Annotated in this window: 23 protein-coding genes; 20 read left to right on the top strand and 3 right to left on the bottom strand. The window is 47.8% G+C overall.

Features of this window, described 5'->3' with window-relative positions:
- Positions 1 to 90: 90 nt before the first annotated feature.
- The gene (locus AC50X8_RS21815) at positions 91 to 1,386 is read left to right on the top strand and encodes a homocysteine synthase (RefSeq protein ID WP_494864215.1); all 1,296 of its coding nucleotides are present in this window, start codon (positions 91 to 93) and stop codon (positions 1,384 to 1,386) included.
- Positions 1,387 to 1,389: 3 nt separating this feature from the next.
- Positions 1,390 to 1,869 (top strand): GAF domain-containing protein, encoded by a 480-nt coding sequence (locus tag AC50X8_RS21810; protein ID WP_494881448.1) that lies wholly within the window; start codon positions 1,390 to 1,392, stop codon positions 1,867 to 1,869.
- An 85-nt stretch (positions 1,870 to 1,954) separates the two neighbouring features.
- On the opposite strand, the gene AC50X8_RS21805 is transcribed toward AC50X8_RS21810, so the two are convergent.
- Positions 1,955 to 2,365 (bottom strand): ImmA/IrrE family metallo-endopeptidase, encoded by a 411-nt coding sequence (locus AC50X8_RS21805; protein ID WP_338552900.1) that lies wholly within the window; start codon positions 2,363 to 2,365, stop codon positions 1,955 to 1,957.
- Between the two features lie 8 nt (positions 2,366 to 2,373).
- Positions 2,374 to 2,802, bottom strand: coding sequence for a helix-turn-helix domain-containing protein (locus AC50X8_RS21800; RefSeq protein WP_056043733.1), 429 nt, complete (start codon positions 2,800 to 2,802; stop codon positions 2,374 to 2,376).
- A 303-nt stretch (positions 2,803 to 3,105) separates the two neighbouring features.
- Here AC50X8_RS21800 and AC50X8_RS21795 point away from each other — a divergent pair, with 303 nt between their 5' ends.
- The 18 genes from AC50X8_RS21795 (at position 3,106) to AC50X8_RS21710 (ending at position 16,383) form a co-directional block, all read left to right on the top strand.
- Complete coding sequence (locus AC50X8_RS21795) at positions 3,106 to 3,720, top strand: RNA polymerase subunit sigma-24 (RefSeq protein ID WP_494864217.1); 615 nt, start codon at positions 3,106 to 3,108, stop codon at positions 3,718 to 3,720.
- Positions 3,721 to 3,990: 270 nt separating this feature from the next.
- Positions 3,991 to 4,179 (top strand): hypothetical protein, encoded by a 189-nt coding sequence (locus AC50X8_RS21790; RefSeq protein WP_056043740.1) that lies wholly within the window; start codon positions 3,991 to 3,993, stop codon positions 4,177 to 4,179.
- Between the two features lie 3 nt (positions 4,180 to 4,182).
- The gene (locus tag AC50X8_RS21785) at positions 4,183 to 5,499 is read left to right on the top strand and encodes a phage tail sheath family protein (RefSeq protein WP_494881445.1); all 1,317 of its coding nucleotides are present in this window, start codon (positions 4,183 to 4,185) and stop codon (positions 5,497 to 5,499) included.
- Between the two features lies 1 nt (position 5,500).
- Positions 5,501 to 5,965, top strand: coding sequence for a phage tail tube protein (locus AC50X8_RS21780; protein WP_046229141.1), 465 nt, complete (start codon positions 5,501 to 5,503; stop codon positions 5,963 to 5,965).
- Between the two features lie 43 nt (positions 5,966 to 6,008).
- Positions 6,009 to 6,431 carry a phage tail assembly chaperone gene (locus AC50X8_RS21775; protein ID WP_056043746.1) on the top strand — a complete coding sequence of 141 codons (423 nt, stop codon included), beginning with the start codon at positions 6,009 to 6,011 and terminating at the stop codon, positions 6,429 to 6,431.
- A 237-nt stretch (positions 6,432 to 6,668) separates the two neighbouring features.
- Entirely contained in the window at positions 6,669 to 8,858 is a 2,190-nt protein-coding gene (locus AC50X8_RS21770) for a phage tail family protein (protein WP_494864220.1), read from the top strand.
- Entirely contained in the window at positions 8,858 to 9,541 is a 684-nt protein-coding gene (locus AC50X8_RS21765) for a LysM peptidoglycan-binding domain-containing protein (RefSeq protein ID WP_494881443.1), read from the top strand. Before AC50X8_RS21770 ends, AC50X8_RS21765 begins: the two co-directional genes overlap by 1 nt.
- 4 nt (positions 9,542 to 9,545) lie before the next feature.
- Positions 9,546 to 10,514: an XkdQ/YqbQ family protein gene (locus AC50X8_RS21760; protein ID WP_494881441.1), complete on the top strand. Its 969-nt coding sequence runs from the start codon at positions 9,546 to 9,548 to the stop codon at positions 10,512 to 10,514.
- On the top strand, positions 10,514 to 10,891 hold the full coding sequence (locus tag AC50X8_RS21755) for a DUF2577 domain-containing protein (RefSeq protein ID WP_494881439.1): 378 nt from the start codon (positions 10,514 to 10,516) through the stop codon (positions 10,889 to 10,891). The genes AC50X8_RS21760 and AC50X8_RS21755 overlap by 1 nt, the downstream gene beginning before the upstream one ends.
- Positions 10,888 to 11,289: a DUF2634 domain-containing protein gene (locus AC50X8_RS21750; RefSeq protein ID WP_494881437.1), complete on the top strand. Its 402-nt coding sequence runs from the start codon at positions 10,888 to 10,890 to the stop codon at positions 11,287 to 11,289. The genes AC50X8_RS21755 and AC50X8_RS21750 overlap by 4 nt, the downstream gene beginning before the upstream one ends.
- Entirely contained in the window at positions 11,282 to 12,361 is a 1,080-nt protein-coding gene (locus tag AC50X8_RS21745) for a baseplate J/gp47 family protein (RefSeq protein ID WP_494881435.1), read from the top strand. Before AC50X8_RS21750 ends, AC50X8_RS21745 begins: the two co-directional genes overlap by 8 nt.
- Entirely contained in the window at positions 12,354 to 12,938 is a 585-nt protein-coding gene (locus tag AC50X8_RS21740) for a putative phage tail protein (RefSeq protein ID WP_494881433.1), read from the top strand. Before AC50X8_RS21745 ends, AC50X8_RS21740 begins: the two co-directional genes overlap by 8 nt.
- The gene (locus tag AC50X8_RS21735; protein WP_494881431.1) at positions 12,935 to 13,216 is read left to right on the top strand and encodes a ketopantoate hydroxymethyltransferase; all 282 of its coding nucleotides are present in this window, start codon (positions 12,935 to 12,937) and stop codon (positions 13,214 to 13,216) included. Before AC50X8_RS21740 ends, AC50X8_RS21735 begins: the two co-directional genes overlap by 4 nt.
- A gap of 7 nt (positions 13,217 to 13,223) precedes the next feature.
- Complete coding sequence (locus AC50X8_RS21730; RefSeq protein WP_494881429.1) at positions 13,224 to 14,606, top strand: pyocin knob domain-containing protein; 1,383 nt, start codon at positions 13,224 to 13,226, stop codon at positions 14,604 to 14,606.
- A 12-nt stretch (positions 14,607 to 14,618) separates the two neighbouring features.
- Entirely contained in the window at positions 14,619 to 14,957 is a 339-nt protein-coding gene (locus tag AC50X8_RS21725) for a hypothetical protein (protein ID WP_494881427.1), read from the top strand.
- Between the two features lie 6 nt (positions 14,958 to 14,963).
- On the top strand, positions 14,964 to 15,080 hold the full coding sequence (locus AC50X8_RS21720; RefSeq protein WP_494881425.1) for a CD1375 family protein: 117 nt from the start codon (positions 14,964 to 14,966) through the stop codon (positions 15,078 to 15,080).
- A gap of 95 nt (positions 15,081 to 15,175) precedes the next feature.
- On the top strand, positions 15,176 to 15,712 hold the full coding sequence (locus AC50X8_RS21715; RefSeq protein ID WP_494881423.1) for a phage holin family protein: 537 nt from the start codon (positions 15,176 to 15,178) through the stop codon (positions 15,710 to 15,712).
- Complete coding sequence (locus AC50X8_RS21710) at positions 15,712 to 16,383, top strand: M15 family metallopeptidase (protein WP_494881421.1); 672 nt, start codon at positions 15,712 to 15,714, stop codon at positions 16,381 to 16,383. Before AC50X8_RS21715 ends, AC50X8_RS21710 begins: the two co-directional genes overlap by 1 nt.
- A gap of 129 nt (positions 16,384 to 16,512) precedes the next feature.
- On the opposite strand, the gene AC50X8_RS21705 is transcribed toward AC50X8_RS21710, so the two are convergent.
- Positions 16,513 to 17,055: a hypothetical protein gene (locus tag AC50X8_RS21705; RefSeq protein WP_494881419.1), complete on the bottom strand. Its 543-nt coding sequence runs from the start codon at positions 17,053 to 17,055 to the stop codon at positions 16,513 to 16,515.
- Between the last annotated feature and the right edge of the window lie 217 nt (positions 17,056 to 17,272).

Here is a 17,272-nt window from a genome sequence, read left to right as displayed (position 1 = left end):
TAATTCCTACTTTAATGGTAGGATTAGTGATGACGCAGGGTGTTATATTCGTAAGCTTGGAAAAACTAACGTTCTGGGAGGTTTTTTATAATGGCTAAGCAAGAAAGACAATATTCACCTGAAACTTTAGCGGTACACGCAGGTCAGCAAATTGATCCCGCTACACAATCGCGTGCGGTACCGATTTATCAGACGACTTCCTATGGCTTTAAAGATACAGATCATGCGGCAAGATTGTTTGGACTTGAGGAATTTGGCAATATCTATACACGTATTATGAACCCAACGACTGATGTGTTCGAGAAGCGGATTACTGAGCTTGAAGGCGGAGTTGGCGCACTTGGCGTGGCATCCGGTTCAGCGGCGATCACTTACTCCATTCTGAACATTGCATCCGCAGGCGATGAAATTGTTTCCTCGTCCAGCCTGTACGGCGGTACGTACAACCTGTTCGCTCATACCCTGCCGAAGCTCGGCATTAAAGTGCATTTCGTCGATTCCTCTGATCCGGAAAATTTCCGCAAAGCGATCAATAGCAATACGAAGGCGGTATTCGCGGAAACGATCGGCAATCCACGTGGCGATGTGCTCGATATTGAAGCTGTTGCTGCGGTTGCCCATGAGAATGGCATTCCGCTCATCGTGGACAATACGTTCCCAAGCCCGTATTTGCTTCGTCCAATTGAACATGGAGCAGACATCGTTGTACACTCGGCGACGAAGTTTATTGGCGGTCATGGAACATCCATTGGCGGCGTTATTGTAGACGGAGGCAAATTCGACTGGGCGCAAAATGACAAATTCCCAGGTCTGACTGAGCCGGACCCAAGCTACCATGGTCTTGTATATACGCAAGCTGTTGGTGCGATTGCTTATATTATTAAAGCTCGCGTACAACTGCTTCGCGATATGGGAGCTTCGCTGTCGCCATTCAACTCGTTCCTTCTGCTGCAAGGTCTTGAAACGCTGCATTTGCGTATGGAACGCCACAGCTCTAATGCGCTTGCCGTTGCCAATTATTTGGAACAGCACGAATCAGTGGAATGGGTAAGCTATCCAGGTCTCGCAAGCCACGCATCGCATGCGCTGGCGCAAAAATATTTGCCGAAGGGCCAAGGCGCGATTATCAGCTTCGGCATTAAAGGCGGCGTAGAAGCAGGCAAAAAGCTGATTCATGGCGTGGAACTATTTTCACATCTTGCTAACGTCGGCGATTCGAAGTCGCTCATTATCCATCCGGCAAGTACGACGCACCAGCAGCTGGATGAGCAAAGCCAGCTTGCATCCGGCGTTACGCCAGGACTCATTCGTTTATCTGTCGGCACCGAAGGCATTGACGATATTATTTATGATTTGGAGCAAGCGATCAAAATCAGTCAGGAGTAAGCGATGTTTGCAGAACAACTTTATACAGGAACGAAGGAAGAGAACGAACGCCTGCTGCTGAAGCAATTGGAGGGGCTTATCGAAGATGAGCCCAGCCAGCTCGCTAATTTGGCCAATGCTTCGGCGCTGCTCCAGCAATTTTTGAGCGATATTAATTGGGTCGGCTTTTATTTGCTGGATGGGGAGGAGCTTGTGCTCGGACCCTTCCAAGGCAAGCCGGCATGTACGCGCATCAAAGTGGGCAGAGGCGTCTGTGGAACGGCGGTTAGCCGCGGCGAGGCGGTATTGGTAGCGGATGTGCATCAATTTCCCGGCCATATTGCCTGCGACAGCGCATCGAATTCCGAGCTTGTCATTCCGTTGAAGCGGGATGGAGTGGTTATTGGTGTTCTCGACATTGACAGTCCGCAGTTCTCGCGGTTTGATGAGACGGATTTGGCGACGTTAACGGCTTTCGTGAAGATTTTGGAGAAGTATTTATAAAATGATTGCAGCATAAAGAGCTCCAGGCCGCCGATTGGCGTTCTGGAGCTCTTTGTTGTTCCACCTCTGATGGGCAGGGCCGCAGCTAAAAATAAAACTTATCCATTTCCTTCGGCACGCCGTTACGCTGCAGCAGCTCGCCAATGGATTCCGAGCGGCCAATCGTGTCGCCGGAGGTCAGCAGGCGGACGGCGAATTTATTCGCTTGGCGCTCATATTTTCCAACATTGATAAAGGACTGCTCGTCCAACCAAAAACGGCTGAAGCCGGGATGCAGGCGGTCATGTCCCAGCTCATGCGCGCAAACAAAACGCTGCCAGTCATCCGGCAGACGCTCGTGTATGACGATAAACCGGCGGCGCAGCTTCTTATAATAAAAGCCTCGCGTTTCTTGCCCCAGATCGGCGTAACGAATATGGATACCCAAACCGTTTGCAATCACAAAAGGATCTCTTGTCTGGAATTTTCGTACAAGGCGCAGTATTAGTTTGTCCATGGCAGCACCTACCCTTCGGCATGATCTGTTGTTTTGTCCGTGATATCTGGTTTGGGGGTACGTTTGTTCATTTGCTTAGCTTCCCAGAATAGTCCGGTCAGCACATCCATGACACGCTGGCGGTCGCCTTGGCTCATCGGAACGCCGTCAAACATGACTTCTCCGTCCTCCTCCAGCATTTTTTTGAAATCGCGTTTGTCTTTAGCGGTTGCCCAGTCTGGCACATGCTCCGCAAACGCATCGCGGCGTCCGAGCAAATAGTCGGCAGTCGTATGCAAAATGTCTGCAATTTTCTGCAAATCCTCACTGGTCGGGACGACACGATCATTCTCGATATGCCCAAAATTAGAGCGTCCCATGCCAAGCTGTTCGGCAATTTCCTGCTGTGTTAACCCTCGTTGTGTGCGCAATTGCTTGATCCTTGCTCCCATCGCCATGGTAATACCCTCCGTCTCTTGAAAAGGTATTTATAATACTTGACGGTATTATAAATATCAATTATAATAAGATTCACAGTCGTTACAGCGGCTATGAAATGATTCCGCAAATGCTACTGAAAATAGCAAGTTAATCGTTTGAAAGCGAGTATATAAGCCAATTAAGTGGCTAAAACGTATTTTTAATACTATATTTATATTTTACCTTTTAACGATGGTATTGTCAATATCGCAGGTTCGCTATTATTTTTTTGAAATATAGGGTAATAAAAATACTTAATTAAATAGAAAGAGGGTATTTTAATGGACGTAGAAAAAATGACAATTGAGCAATTAAAGTCGTACAAGCGTCTCGTCGCCAGGAAAAAACTGATTGAGAAGCAAAAGGTAGGCAGCGGTTTAACGGTTAGCACCGTATATGAGGATGACAAGCTTCAGGAGCTTCATCGCCAGCTGCGCGGACTTCCTTCCTATATGTATTTGGACAAGCAGGAGCAGCAATTAGAGAAGCTGGCACATACGCATTTGACGAGGTACCCCGCTGGAACGAAAGCGCAGCTTAGGGAAGTAAAGCAAATCCAGCCGGGCAATGCCGATGAAGAGCAGCTCGTACAGGAGCTCAGCCGCAAAATCGCTAAAGTTATTGAAGCAAGGGCAGGTGCAGCGCCGGAAGGTTATGAGGGTGTCATTGAACGTTTGAGCGAGCTGCAGGATTTGGAGCGCCAGCTGCAAACGATCGATGAGTCGCTGGAAGCGCTGGAGGCTTGCTTCCCTGAATATGCGACGCTGCTGAGGCTCCGTTATATTGAAGGAAAACCAGCAGACTTCGTCGCATCGGAGCTTGGAATCGTTGATCGTACCTTCCGCAGATGGCGTCAAAAAGCGGTTTCTGAGATTGTCCGGTTTATGTCCGTATAGTGTCCGCTGAGTGTCCGAAACGGCCTCCAAAATCGTGTTATTATGATATTGTCACCAAATGAGCAACGGCAACAAACGACGCTTGTTAGGTATTTTAAATCCTCTTTTCATAAATCGAAGTAATTTAAATATCTCAATATGAAAGGGGGTGAGGACATGTAGCTCCAGACGAAGGAAGCTTTACAGCAGCAGCGTCAAGGCCGGTAATCGCCGATTGAGGCGGGGACAGCGCCGCAAGGCTAGCTTGGAGGAAACAGGAGGGAAGCAGCGGTGAACGATCAGGAAAATCGGCAAAGCACGATGGAAGCAAAGCACAGCAAGCAGAAGCTGCTGGCAGCAGCGCGGTATTCCGCAGGTGAGAAGGATGTGCTGAATGTCATTTTGGACGAGCACAGCACTTACTCCCATGAGCAGGTCAAACAGCAATTACAAGCATATTCACAAAAGGAGGTCATGTAGATCATGGCAGGAGGAACTTGGACAACGCAAACGAAGGCAAGACCAGGGGTATACATTAATTTCGCGGCTGAGCCGCAATCGGCAGCAAACGTAGGGGAACGGGGCATCGTATCAACGGCGCTGACGCTAAACTGGGGTGCGCCGCAAACGATGATTTCCATTAAAGCGGGTGACGATCTGCGCAGCGTGCTCGGTTATGATGTAACCGCACCGGAAATGCTGCTCGTTCGTGAGGCTTTGAAACGGGCACAAACTTTGCTGCTCTACCGCTTGAACGCAGGGACGAAAGCGACTGCAACAATTGGCGGTTTGGTTGCAACGGCTAAATTTGGCGGTACACGCGGCAATGCGATTACCGTATCGGTTCAAAGCAATGTGGATGATGAAGATCAATTCGACGTTGTCACTTATTTGGCAGGTGAAGAAGTGGATTCGCAGACGGTTGCTGCGATTGCTGGCCTTGAATCCAATCGCTTCGTTGATTTCAGCGGCACTGGCGCGCTTGTAGCGACAGCTGGTACGGTACTTGCTGGCGGTGCGAATGGCACGGTGACGAATCAAAATCATCTGGATTATTTGGCAGCTGTTGAGCTGCAGGAATTTAATGCGGTGGCGCTTGTTTCTGGCGACAGCTCGCTGAAGTCGGTTTACGCCGCTTTTGCCCGCAGACTGCGCGAAAATGATGGCAAGAAAATTCAGGTCGTGCTGGCGAATGCTCCACTATCGGATTACGAAGGTATCATTAGCGTGAAAAATGGCGTCAAGCTGGAAGACGGCACAGAAGTGAATGCCGAGCAAGCAACCGTATGGGTGGCAGCTGCTACTTCCGGCGCAAGTATGAGCCAATCGCTTACTTACAGTGTGTACGAAGGTGCAGTGGATGTCGACGTTCGTTATTCGAATTCGCAAATCGAGCAGGCTTTGCGTGCGGGCGAATTTTTGTTCACGCCGAACGGCGGCCGTGTCATCGTTGAGCAGGATATTAACTCTCTGGTCACCTATGTCCCAGGCAAAAATCCTTCTTTTGCGAAAAACCGTGTTATCCGCGTGCTGGACGGCATTGCGACCGACATGAAAAAACTGTTCGAGACGCAATACATTGGCAAAATCGACAATAATCCGGATGGTCGCAGCCTATTCCGCAGCGAATGCGTGAAATATTTGACGCTGCTCCAGGATGGCAATGCGATTCAAAACTTTAATTCCCAAACGGACCTGACGGTTGAAGCGGGCGAGGCTTCCGACAGCATCGTCATCAACGTTTACATCCAGCCGGTTGACAGCATTGAAAAAGTATATATGAAAGTGACGGTGAAGTAATATGGCATTTTTGCATGCAGGAGATACGATTTCGGGGCAAGAGGGACGCGCTTATGCGAAAATCAACGGCCAAAACGAGGAAATGTTCTATATTAAAACGCTTGAAGCAAGCGTGGAGAAGACGAAAGCGGAAATTAAGACGCTGGGTCATCGCGCATTGCAGCATAAAGCGACGGGCTGGTCGGGTACCGGCAGCATGACGGTGTATTATGTGACGTCGAAATTTCGCCAAATGATGCTCGATTACGTGAAAACGGGTATTGATACGAACTTTGATGTCCACATCATCAACGAAGATCCGACTTCGACGATCGGCCGCCAAGAGGTTGTGCTGTACAACGTCAACCTGAATAAGGTCATCATCGGCAAGCTCGACACGGAGAGCGAAGCGCTTGAGGAAGAGCTTGAGTTCACTTTCGACGGCGTCGATATTGCCGAAAGCTTCAAAGCGCCAGCACGCGTATAAAATAGCTTTATTATAAAATAAACCCAATCCATGGAGGTAGCAAATGAGTGACTTAAGCTTGTTTTTTGCGCAAAATACAGCTGCGGAGGCGACGGAGAAATTCGTCGTGTCCGAGCGATTCAAGGATGCAGACGGCAATCCGGTAGCCTGGGAGCTGCGCAGCATGACGGAGGCGGAAAATGAAGAATGCCGCAAATCCGCAACCCGCAAAGTGAAAGGCAAAAATGGCACCTTCGTGCCTGAGACGAATACGGATGAATATTTGGCCAAGCTGGTCGTAAGCAGCATTCAATATCCGAGCTTGAAGGATGCCGAGCTGCAAAAATCGTACGGCACGATGGGTGCCGAGCATCTGCTCCGCAAAATGCTGCGTCCGGGCGAATATGCATCGCTCGTGCAGCGCGTGCAGGAAATCAACGGCTTCAATCAAAGTCTGAATGAGCTGGCCGATGAAGTAAAAAACTAATTAAAGAGGGCGACGGTGAAGCGAATTACGCTTACTACGCCCTCCACGAGCTTCGCATTTTGCCCCATGAGCTGATGAGCATGTCGCGCCGCGAGCGGGCGGCGATCTACGCCATGATCGATGTCCGCATCGACAGCGAGAAAAAACAGCGGGCCAAGATGAAGAAGAAATAATGAAAGTTAGCGGGACGGCGCTTCTCTATTAGAGGGCGCTTTTGTTCTGTAAGGAGGTGGAAGGATGGCGAGTACGATAAATTTTAATACCAGTGCTGCTGCCAGTGCCGTTAAAATGATGGATCAGCTGAAAAGCACCCTGATGTTCATGGCACAGTCAAGCGCTGCATCTACTAATCAAATGGCGGCTGCAGCCGCAGAGTTTTCTAAGCTGAATAAGACGATGAATGAGATGAAGCGTTTGGTTTCTACGCTTAATGAGATGCTCATAAATTTTAATGCGACGGCAGCTACTAGCAGCAGTTCGGGTGTTTCGGGGTTAAGTAAATTGTTTTCTGCTTTTGGTGAGCAGGGGAAAAAAGCTATAGAGAATTTAAAAGGAGTAAAGACAGAAAATCGCCCGATTGAAGATATTATGTTGAGCGCTGCTAGTGCTGTCGGAAGAGAATTTCTAAAAGTAGCCGCTGAAGTTGCTGCATTATCTATCAATGGGGCCTTGAAGGAACAACAACAAAAAGACATGCTAATTGCACGGACTGGTAGTACAGAAAAGGGTACAGCTATTTTTGATCAGGTTAGGCAGCAATCCATTCAAGCAGGTGTTGATCCTAGCGAGGTCATAAAAAGCACTCTAACTCTATTGCCAATGGCAGAGAATATTGAACAATTTACAAAGATGACTTCCATGGCTATTCAACTTGCCGCACTTGATCCTACTGGTGGGGGGACTGCTAAGTCGAGTGAAGCCATAAAATCAGCCATGAATGGTGATACAACAATGCTTACTAGGCAATATGGTATTGCTCCTGAGGCTGCACAAGGTTTTGATCCTCAACAATTTATAAACAATAGCGATATGGATGGTTTTTTAACAGAGTTGAATCAAGTCTTTGAAAATGCCCATCTTGGACAAGCTGCGCTTGATGTTGTATACAGTAGTCCTCAAAGTCAACTGGACACAATTGCAAACAGCATGAAAACCTCATTGGCTGGTGCGGGTATGGATGCAATTTCGATTCTCTCTCCATTGTTTGCAAAGATTATTGAAGCCTTCGATAGTGGAAAGCTTCAAGGCTTCTTCGATATGTTGAATGTTGGCTTGAATTTTGCAGCTAGCATACTTACTGTTATGGGTGAGGCTGCATTATGGGTTGCAACAATTTTCTCGCAATTTTGGCCTGTTATTGCTGCGACATTATTAATTATAGGCTTGACACTAATACCTGCTATGTTAACAGGTTTATGGGCGATGTTAGGGGCATTATGGGCAATGCTAACTCCTCTTTTGGCTCAGGTTATAGGATGGTTGATGATAAATATACCAATGCTTATTATTATTGCATTGATGGGAATATTAATAGCTGCTTTCATTTTAAGTGGTACAACTATGGAGGAGGTTGTGGGCTCTATAGTAGGTGCATTTTATTGGTTATGGGCAGTAATAGAAAACTTTATAGCTATGTTGTGGAATGCATTTGTCGATGTAGGTCAATTCATCTATAACATTTTTTCAAAGGTAGCTTTCACTATTCAAAATATCTTTTATAATGTTGTAAATTTCATTGTTAATAAATTTGGTAGCGGAATTGATTTTATGAGGGAAAAGATAAATTCTCTCATAAGTAAACTGAATAATATACCCGGAGTATCTATACCGCTTATACCGGTAATTAATTCAAAAACCATAAGTTCGTTGAAGCCTACTGCACCAAGTGGGAATGTGAGTTTCGGTGGTTTTAAAATGGCTACTTCGAGTCCTGGTGACGCATATGATAAAGGATATTCACAAGGTGCAGGTTGGGCTAATAAACTGACAAATACTGTGGACAATTTTAGTACCGATTTAGGTGGAGGATTTACAGCACCTAAAACAGTAGAAACCCCAACAACGCTAGAGACTCCGGCTAGTACAGCGATGGCAGCTGGTAACACTGGTGCCGGAGCAGGCGCAGCAGGTCTTGGAGCAGGAACTGCAGGCATGGGAGCCGGCAATGCAGGCAACATCGCCAACGTCAACAAAGTCGATGAAGTCGGTAAAGTTAACGACACCGTCGACATCGCCAGCGAGGATCTCAAGACGATGCGGGAGCTTGCGGAGATGAAAAACATTCAAAACTTCGTATCGCTCCAGCCGACCGTGAGCGTGCAGACCGGCGATATCAACAATGGCACGGATATTGACACCATTATTAGCCGAATTGAGCGTTCCTTGAACGAGCAAATCGCTTCGTCGGCGGAAGGGGTGTATGCTTAATGATTACGAACAAGCATCATGAGTACGGTATTTGGCTCAGCTACAACAATCAGGAAATTGGCTTCCAGCTTCCGGTTAATCCAGCTGAGCTGCAAATTAGCGACGCAACTAGCGGCAAGTCTTACGACGTGTCCGGTCTTGGCGAAATTAATGTGATTCAAAGCCCGAAGCTGACGGAGATTTCCTTCGACAGCTTTTTTCCTGCGCCTGGAGCGAATTATTCGTTTATCGCTAGCGAGACGCTGCTCGAGCCTTATGTTTATTTGACCTTGATTCAGGACTGGATGAAAAAGAAACGTCCGATCCGCTTTATTTTCACAGGTGCCTCCTTCGATCTGAATCTTGCCGTCAGCATTGAGAAGTTTGAATGGCGGGAAGCAGCTGGTTCGGGCGATATTGAGTATAGTCTGGGGCTGAAAAAGTACGTATTTTACAAGGCAAGGCCCGTCAAAGTTAATAAAAAACATGAGAAGAGCGGCGGTAAAGAACGCGATACAAAAGGGCGCCTGACCAAGGAAACTCCAAAAACCTACACGCTCGTAAGCGGCGATACGCTCATTGGGGTAGCCAAAAAGCAGCTCGGAAATGAGTCGCGTTGGAAGGAAATACAGAAGCTGAATGGCATCGCCGATTCTGAGCTGCGCAAGCTGCAAATCGGTAGGGTGCTGAAGCTGCCGGGGTGATGAGATGCTGGAAATTTTGATCGATAACCGGAATGGGAAAGTGTGGAATGTGACAAATCTCGTGCCTTCCCTGACGTATAAAACGAAGCGGATAGGCTCCGCATCGAGCTTGGATTTTACCCTTATTAAGGGCGCTCCGTACCAGCACCAAGCGTTTGAGATTAACAATGGCGACGTCGTGCGGCTGTCGAAGGATGGGAAGGTCGTATTTTACGGCTATGTGTTTGAATACAATTTCGGCAGGGACGAGAGTGTCACGATCAAGGCGTATGACCAGCTGCGTTATTTGCTGATGAGCGATACGTATGTGTTCAGCAACAAAACCGCCACCCAAATGATTAAGCAAATTGCGGAGGATACGGGCTTGAAAATAGGAACGCTGGCGGAGACGGAGTATGTCATTCCTTCGATGGTGGAGGACAACAAAAAGCTGCTGGATATTATGTGCAAGGCGCTCGACTATACGCTAATTAATGATAAGGGCAATTTTGTATTATTCGATGAAGCGGGTGCTTTGTCTCTACGCAATATTGAGGACATGAAGACGGAATCTATCATTGGCGATTGGAGCTTGATGACGGATTTTGGCTATAAAAGCTCGATAGACAGTGAATCGTACAATAAAATCAAAATCGTGCAAAACAATAAAGAAACCGGGAAGCGCGACGTCTACATTGGACAGGACAGCGCGAATATCGCCAAATGGGGCCTGCTGCAATTTTATCAGGTAGCCGACGAGCAAATGAACAGCGCGCAAATCAATGAATTGCTGGACCAGCTGCTGAAGCTGAAAAATCGGGAGCAGCGCAGCCTCAGCATTGAAGCGATTGGCGATTTACGCGTGCGTGCAGGCTCCTATGTTCCGATTGTCATTGAGGAACTGGATATTGGACAGTATTTTCTGGTCGATGAATGCTCCCACAAGCTTGAAGCGGACGCGCATACGATGACATTAGAATTGAAGGTGATATGATGGCACTGCTTGATGCGATTAAAAAAGCGGGCGCTGCCGCCCATGCGTCGGGCAATCCCGTCGCTGTGTTAATCGGCCGGGTCACCGGCACGAATCCTCTGGAAGTGAACGTTGACCAACGTTTCACTCTTTCGGAGGATTTTTTAATTGTTCCGGAAAGTATGACACAGTTGGAGACAGGTCTCATGCTTACCTATGATGCAGGAACGGACGAGGCAGAGGGAACGAGTACGAACCAGGGAGTTATTGAGACAGCTGTCGCTGGCTCAGGATCAATGCTGCGCATTCGGCGTGCGTTGGATATTGACGATAAGGTGCTGCTGCTTCGGGTTCAAGGCGGTCAGCAGTTCGTCGTGCTGGATCGGGTGAGCGTATGATCCCACAAGGTGCAATTATCGACGAATTGGATATCGAAGCGGCCATTGAGCCCAGCCGGACGTATTATATTGATTTTGCCAATAAGCGTATGTCCGGCATGACGGATGGCCTCAGTGCGATTAAGCAGGCTGTGTTCAAAATTTTGCAAACGGAGCGTTATCGCTATTTTATCTATAGCTTTGATTATGGCTCCGAGCTGGATTTATTGAATGAATCCTCCCATCTCTATGTACGCTCTGAGCTCAAGCGCCGCGTAACCGAAGCGCTGCTGGCGGATGATCGAATAGCAGATGTAACTGATTTTGAACTGACGGTTGAGGGGGACAAGGCAGCGGTGAGTTTTACAGTGGTTACCGATGAAGGAAGCTTTAAAGAGGAGGTGATGGCCCGTGTATGAGGCATTTACGTACAGCTTTATTTTACAGCGTATGCTGGACCGGGTTTCAGATGATGTAGATAAGCGAGAGGGCAGCGTTATTTATGATGCCCTGGCGCCGGCAGCTGCCGAGCTGTCTGAGATGTATGCGCAGCTTGATGTGAATCAGGCGCTCTTATTCGCGGATACGGCTTCGGGCGAGTGGCTGGAGCGGCGGACGGCCGAGTTTGGTGTGGAAAGGCAGCCAGCGACCTTCGCCCAGCGGCAAGGGGAGTTTTTTGGCAGCAATGGGCAGCTTGTAGATGTTCCTTTGCAGAGCAGGTTTGCCCTCGATGATTTGAGGTATACGGTGACAGGGAAAATCGGAACGGGACTTTTCACGTTGACCTGTGAGACAGCGGGTATCGTTGGCAATCAGAAATATGGGGCGCTGCTGCCGCTTGCTTATATTGATGGGCTTGCGCGCGCAGAGCTTGCGCAAATTATAGTGCCTGGCGAAGAAGCTGAAACGGATGAGGCTTTGCGGGCAAGGTATTATAGCGTCGTGAATGAGCCAGCGTTTGGCGGCAATATTGCCGATTACAAGCAAATGATTAGCTCGATTGATGGTGTAGGCGGGGCGAAAATTTTTCCGGTGTGGAATGGTGGTGGCACTGTCAAATGCACGGTGATTGCTGCGGATTGGACAAAGCCAGCGGAACCGCTCATTGAGCTTGTTCAGACCGCTGTCGATCCAACCCTCAATAGTGGACTCGGTCTTGGCATGGCTCCTATTGGGCATGAGGTAACGGTAACAGGTGTCGACGTGGTGCAGGTGGCTGTAGAAACGACGGTTGTACTTTCGGAAGGGCGAACGGCAGGACAGGTTCAAAGCGATATTGAGGATAAAATTTCTGCCTATTTGCTAGAGCTGCGCCAAGAGTGGATGAATCAACAGGAGCTTACCATCCGCATTGCTCAAATTGAGGCACGGATTTTGACCGTTTCAGGAGTGGTGGATGTACTTGGCACAACGCTAAACGGTACCACTGCCAATTTAGCTTTGGCTGAGGATGAAATCCCGTTATTGGGGACGGTGGTTGTGCATGACTAAGCCTGTTTCATCCTATTGGCCGGAGCTGTATGCGGACATTAAGGAATTCATCAAGCTCGCGGCTGCGGAAGATGTAGAGCTGGCTCTGCTGGAGCAGGCACAACTGCAGCAACTGGATGATGGATTTGTAATGACGGCGAGCCTGCCCGCTATTAAGCGAAGGGAGAGAATGCTAGGCATTCAAGCCGACCCGAATGCGGAAACCTTTGATTTTCGCAGGAGACGGATCGTCAATCGTTATTCGACCAAGCCTCCTTTTACGATGAGATATTTGCAGGAGCGGCTGGACTTTCTTGTCGGTACAGGCCGCGGAGTCGCTACTGTTGATGTGCAGAACTTCATATTGACGGTAACGGCGGCAATTGACGACGCTAATATTTTTCAAGAGGTGGAGCGCACGGTTTCTGCGATTAAGCCGGCCAATATCGTGTATCGCCAGCAGACGGCTATTATGGATGGCGTTGTTTTGGAAGAACGGATTGTTGGAGTTCCGCTAGTACGGAACACTAGGCTCGGCAACTGGAAGCTTGGCGTTACACCATTTACAGATAGGGAAGCGGAGGTGATTGTGAAGTGATTACTTCAACGTTTAAGCAGGAGGTCGCGGAGTTTATTGATTCAAAAATTACGAAGGTTGTGCTGAATAGCGGAGCTTACGAGATTACGGATTTTATAGTGAAATCGGTCAGCGAAGGCGTGCTTAGCCTGAATTATTTGATTCCGGTGGGCGCGGTCGCTACCGTCACTCGCATTGAACTGAAAAATGCAGCCGGAGCCGTCAGCGACAACAGTGTAAACCTGCCGGTTGCATCAGACACGCTTATGATACAAACGATTTTTGTGAAGGAGGAGTAACATAAATATGGCTAAAACAGATTGGAAATATAATGATATTGTGACCGAGACGGATATGAATGAGTTGGGTCAGGAAGTGAATGACGCGAAGGCCGATTTTGGAGATATGGCTAGTGTGCCGACGGAAGCTAAAGATGTGGCTGGAGCGATTGGGGAGCTGCACGCTAAGAAATTGGACCAAGCTGGCGGCAAAATGACGGGAGCTTTGTTCGTCGAGACAGCTGCACGAGAAATCAGTGCAGGGTCTTGGGCAGATATGAGTGCGAATAGTACGGGATACGCTCTTTTCGCGCAAAACTGCTATACAGCTAATGTCAACGAGTACCGTTATAGCAATACGCATGCAACTTTAGGGGCGAGGGGTATTCGTTTTAATCAAACGACTGCTTCGGTGGAGTATTTTGATACTGGGGCAGTAGCTACAACGGCCGATCAGGTATTTACGCCAAGCTGGGTTAGCATGCGGCCCGATGCTGCTGCTACAGCAAATCGTACGATTTTGCGTGATGCCAGTGGTCGAGGGAAAGTAGCAGCACCAATGGCGCCGGATGATATTGCAAGGTTGGATACGGTGACAACTGCACTTGCAACAAAACTAGGAACTGGAGCGGATGCTAATACATTTTTGGAAAACGGAAACTATTATTCCGTTAACTCGACCAACGCTCCTATAACTGGAGGCGTGTTATATATGGTTGCGAGACACCCCACAAATGCAGCAATTATTGTACAGACTGCGTATTCTGATGCATCTAATCGTATATTTTCGCGCCGTCTTAATGGTACATGGATAGCATGGGAAGAATTGACAGGTAAGATATCAAAAGATAATTCAGGGTTAGCAAAAGGTTTATTGATAGATGTAGGGAATAATGGTGGATATTTGAAATTTGTTTCGAATGGATCAACTGGTGGAGATGGAGCTTATATACAGTATGTTCCTCCGTACACTGGAAATACCGCGAAAGCTCTCCGTATTACTATGGATGGAGGTGGTATATTTGATGTCATATCGTTAAATGCTATGACTACTTTGTTATCTAATAATGAAGCTTTCATAGGTACGAACAGGATATTGCATGAAGGGAATATACATCAACTAGGTAAGGCTTATGTAGTAGGTTATTACACAGGGGATGACGCAGAATCTCGTGATATTACATTGCCTTTTAGTCCTAGCGCAGTCCTACTAGTTTCTGCTTATAGGGGATTTGCGTACGGAAACAATGGTGGCGGACTGGTGTCCAACATATCTCCAGTTGTCGAGGGTACCTTGAACTTAATGGAAGTTGGGATTAACAAATTCACAATAAAAAAGATGATTAACGCTAATTATTTGCAACATCCAAATCTCTCGGGTGTTAGATACAACTACATGGCATTCAGATAAGGAGGCTACAAAATGATTTTATGGAAAAATGGTAGTTACGAAATGGCCTCATGGCTGACGGCGGAGTCGTATGAAGGTTCAGATCATTATTTCATTGATGAAGCAACGGAGAGGGGGCAAGCATTAGCTGTCAAAGTGCAGCAGTTGTATCCTTATTTCAAGCTAATTGTTGAAAATAGTGAGCTGATAGATGTAGTACCGAGGGAGAAAACAGCTCAAGAATTAGTAGCTGAAAATGCCCAACTCCCAAAAACACCTGAACAAGAGCGCATTGAACAACTGGAGGCTAGCAATCTTGCACTAATGGAAGTTGTTGCTGAGCTTTATGAGAAAGTAATTGATGGGAGGTAAGCGAAAATGGCAATTGTAAATGTATATGTATCCCTAATTATTGCAGGGCGACGAACGTTTGATCAGGTTCCGGAAAGTTTAAAGGCAGCTGTTGAAACCGAGTTGGCAGTTAAAAGGATTTAAGAGTAATAACCCAGGCTCCGCTCCGGCGGAGCCTTATTTTTTGTCTCTAGCGCTACAACCGCGCGGGGACTAATACGAAAGGAGGCAACACTAAAATGTTCAAACCAATTTTCAACGTCGATATTACGCCGGGGACGACGATTGCGGGAGCGGTGGGCGCTTTTTTGGCGCCGTGGATTGGACTGATTTATGGGGAGGGGAGGCTGATTCCGATTTTGCTGCTGATGGTGGTCATTGGGCTGGACTGGATCACAGGCATTGCCGCTTCGCATAAAGATACGACGTATTCCTCGGAATACGGCATGCAGGGCGTGCTGCGGACGCTGTTTCTTCTGGCTCTGCCGGTGCTGGCGAATTTGCTGGATATGATGCTGGCGATGCCGGGGCTGTTTTTCTACGCAATTACGATTGGGCTGATTTATCACACTTGGCAGTCCTTAACGGCCAACGCCTACCGCGCCGGCTGGGGTAAATGGATTCCCGAGGCCGTCGTCAAGCTAATCGAGAGTGAGCTGAAAGCGAAGATGGAGCGGGCGACAAAACGCGGTGCGGAACCAAAAGAGCCAACTGAATCTACAGACCAAACAGAACCAACAGAACCAACAGAACCAACAGAAAGGAACGATTCCTAATGCTGACCTTATTGCAGGTGAAAAATAAATCCGTACCCAAGCTCGAAGGGCTGCTAGCCCCTGTTCGCGCCGCCGCAGAGCGACTTATTGAACGCTGCTATGCGCGTGATATTCCCATCGTCATTACGCAAGGCTTGCGTACAATTGCTGAGCAAGACAAGCTCTACGCGCAAGGCCGAACGTCGGCGGGCAGTATCGTCACTAACGCAAAAGGCGGCTACAGCTACCATAATTTTGGCGTAGCAATAGATTTTGCGCTGCTATCCCCGGATGGGAAGCAGGTTTACTGGGATACGAAGCGCGACGGCAATGCCAATAAAGTCGCGGATTGGGCCGAGGTAGTAGATGAAGCGAAGCGGCTTGGTTTTGCATGGGGAGGAGACTGGACCTCATTTAAGGATTATCCCCATTTCGAAATGACGTTTGGCCTGACGACGGCGCAGCTCCGGGCTGGCATTCGGCCAACAGCGGCACAGATTGCGGCTGCGATGGCCCATATAACGAAGGAGGACTCGTATATCATGAAAGCCGAGGATGCTAATGATCTTATTAAACGTTACTTGCAGCCCGCCTGGACAGCATGCAAGCAAAAAGGCGATGCAGCAGGCATGCAAGAAGCGCATCGGCTTGCAAATGAGCTTCGCAAAGCAAGCGGACAAAAAGAACAATAAACCGCCTGCGGCCATCTATTTTGCCGACTTGCAAATAGAATCTGAACAAAGAAATGGAGAGAAATTACGATTTCGACGCACTTTTGCGTTACTCACCAGACGCTCTCCATTTCGGCGCTTGCCGCAAGCTTACTTTTTGACCACGATGTACTGCTGCTTCCTCCATTCGAACTCCTCTGCTAGGAGCAACTCAGATATTTCTAGCGTCAGATCAGGTTCCAGCTTGGCCGCTTCCCTAAAGCGCTCCATTCCATCCGCCCAGCAGGAAAATAGCTCGATTTCCTCACCGATTTCCAGATTGCGGTCGAAGTAATGGAACAGCTCCGTCAAGCATTTTTTGCTGCATGGATAGGCAGTGGGATACAAGCGCTTTATTTCCTCATTCATTTGAAAGGAGCCGCCATCCGGGTGTACTTCGTATACATAGGGGAGGCGGAAAATATGAGAGGCATCTTGATCTTCCATAGGCCCGCGCACATATAACCCCGCAGCATCCTCTTCGGTTTCATAAATTTCTATCAGTTTGTCCCCTTTCGGATATTTCTCCAATAAAGTTTTCATATGTCCATGATTTTTAGCCTCTGGATTCACATAAGTGACGTAATCCATTAGTGTCATCGTCTTATTTTTCATCCCGAACGAGCCCGTTGGAAGCTCATGGCTAGCGGCCATATAATAAAAAAGAGACATGGGCAGGGTCACCTTCCTTTCATATGAATGTAATTTCACGATGTCCTCAGTTGAACTATATTCTTCAGCAAAGTCTATTTTCCTACCGCATCCTTGTGAAAAATAAATCGTAGTTTTTGTTAAATAGTCATACTTTCCCCTAAAGAAATAGAAGCGTTATTACGTTAAAATAAAACGGTAGCAAAGCAAACGAATAGGC

This window comes from Paenibacillus sp. JT22N15, assembly GCF_059383755.1.
This window is presented reverse-complemented; position numbering and strand designations above follow the sequence as displayed.

Bases quoted from the DNA above. Each gene is read 5' to 3' on its own strand.
- AC50X8_RS21815 (WP_494864215.1), top strand. From the start codon at position 91: ATGGCTAAGCAAGAAAGACAATATTCACCTGAAACTTTAGCGGTACAC.
- AC50X8_RS21810 (WP_494881448.1), top strand. From the start codon at position 1,390: ATGTTTGCAGAACAACTTTATACAGGAACGAAGGAAGAGAACGAACGC.
- AC50X8_RS21805 (WP_338552900.1), bottom strand. From the start codon at position 2,365: ATGGACAAACTAATACTGCGCCTTGTACGAAAATTCCAGACAAGAGAT.
- AC50X8_RS21800 (WP_056043733.1), bottom strand. From the start codon at position 2,802: ATGGCGATGGGAGCAAGGATCAAGCAATTGCGCACACAACGAGGGTTA.
- AC50X8_RS21795 (WP_494864217.1), top strand. From the start codon at position 3,106: ATGGACGTAGAAAAAATGACAATTGAGCAATTAAAGTCGTACAAGCGT.
- AC50X8_RS21785 (WP_494881445.1), top strand. From the start codon at position 4,183: ATGGCAGGAGGAACTTGGACAACGCAAACGAAGGCAAGACCAGGGGTA.
- AC50X8_RS21780 (WP_046229141.1), top strand. From the start codon at position 5,501: ATGGCATTTTTGCATGCAGGAGATACGATTTCGGGGCAAGAGGGACGC.
- AC50X8_RS21775 (WP_056043746.1), top strand. From the start codon at position 6,009: ATGAGTGACTTAAGCTTGTTTTTTGCGCAAAATACAGCTGCGGAGGCG.
- AC50X8_RS21770 (WP_494864220.1), top strand. From the start codon at position 6,669: ATGGCGAGTACGATAAATTTTAATACCAGTGCTGCTGCCAGTGCCGTT.
- AC50X8_RS21765 (WP_494881443.1), top strand. From the start codon at position 8,858: ATGATTACGAACAAGCATCATGAGTACGGTATTTGGCTCAGCTACAAC.
- AC50X8_RS21760 (WP_494881441.1), top strand. From the start codon at position 9,546: ATGCTGGAAATTTTGATCGATAACCGGAATGGGAAAGTGTGGAATGTG.
- AC50X8_RS21755 (WP_494881439.1), top strand. From the start codon at position 10,514: ATGGCACTGCTTGATGCGATTAAAAAAGCGGGCGCTGCCGCCCATGCG.
- AC50X8_RS21750 (WP_494881437.1), top strand. From the start codon at position 10,888: ATGATCCCACAAGGTGCAATTATCGACGAATTGGATATCGAAGCGGCC.
- AC50X8_RS21740 (WP_494881433.1), top strand. From the start codon at position 12,354: ATGACTAAGCCTGTTTCATCCTATTGGCCGGAGCTGTATGCGGACATT.
- AC50X8_RS21730 (WP_494881429.1), top strand. From the start codon at position 13,224: ATGGCTAAAACAGATTGGAAATATAATGATATTGTGACCGAGACGGAT.
- AC50X8_RS21725 (WP_494881427.1), top strand. From the start codon at position 14,619: ATGATTTTATGGAAAAATGGTAGTTACGAAATGGCCTCATGGCTGACG.
- AC50X8_RS21720 (WP_494881425.1), top strand. From the start codon at position 14,964: ATGGCAATTGTAAATGTATATGTATCCCTAATTATTGCAGGGCGACGA.
- AC50X8_RS21715 (WP_494881423.1), top strand. From the start codon at position 15,176: ATGTTCAAACCAATTTTCAACGTCGATATTACGCCGGGGACGACGATT.
- AC50X8_RS21710 (WP_494881421.1), top strand. From the start codon at position 15,712: ATGCTGACCTTATTGCAGGTGAAAAATAAATCCGTACCCAAGCTCGAA.
- AC50X8_RS21705 (WP_494881419.1), bottom strand. From the start codon at position 17,055: ATGGCCGCTAGCCATGAGCTTCCAACGGGCTCGTTCGGGATGAAAAAT.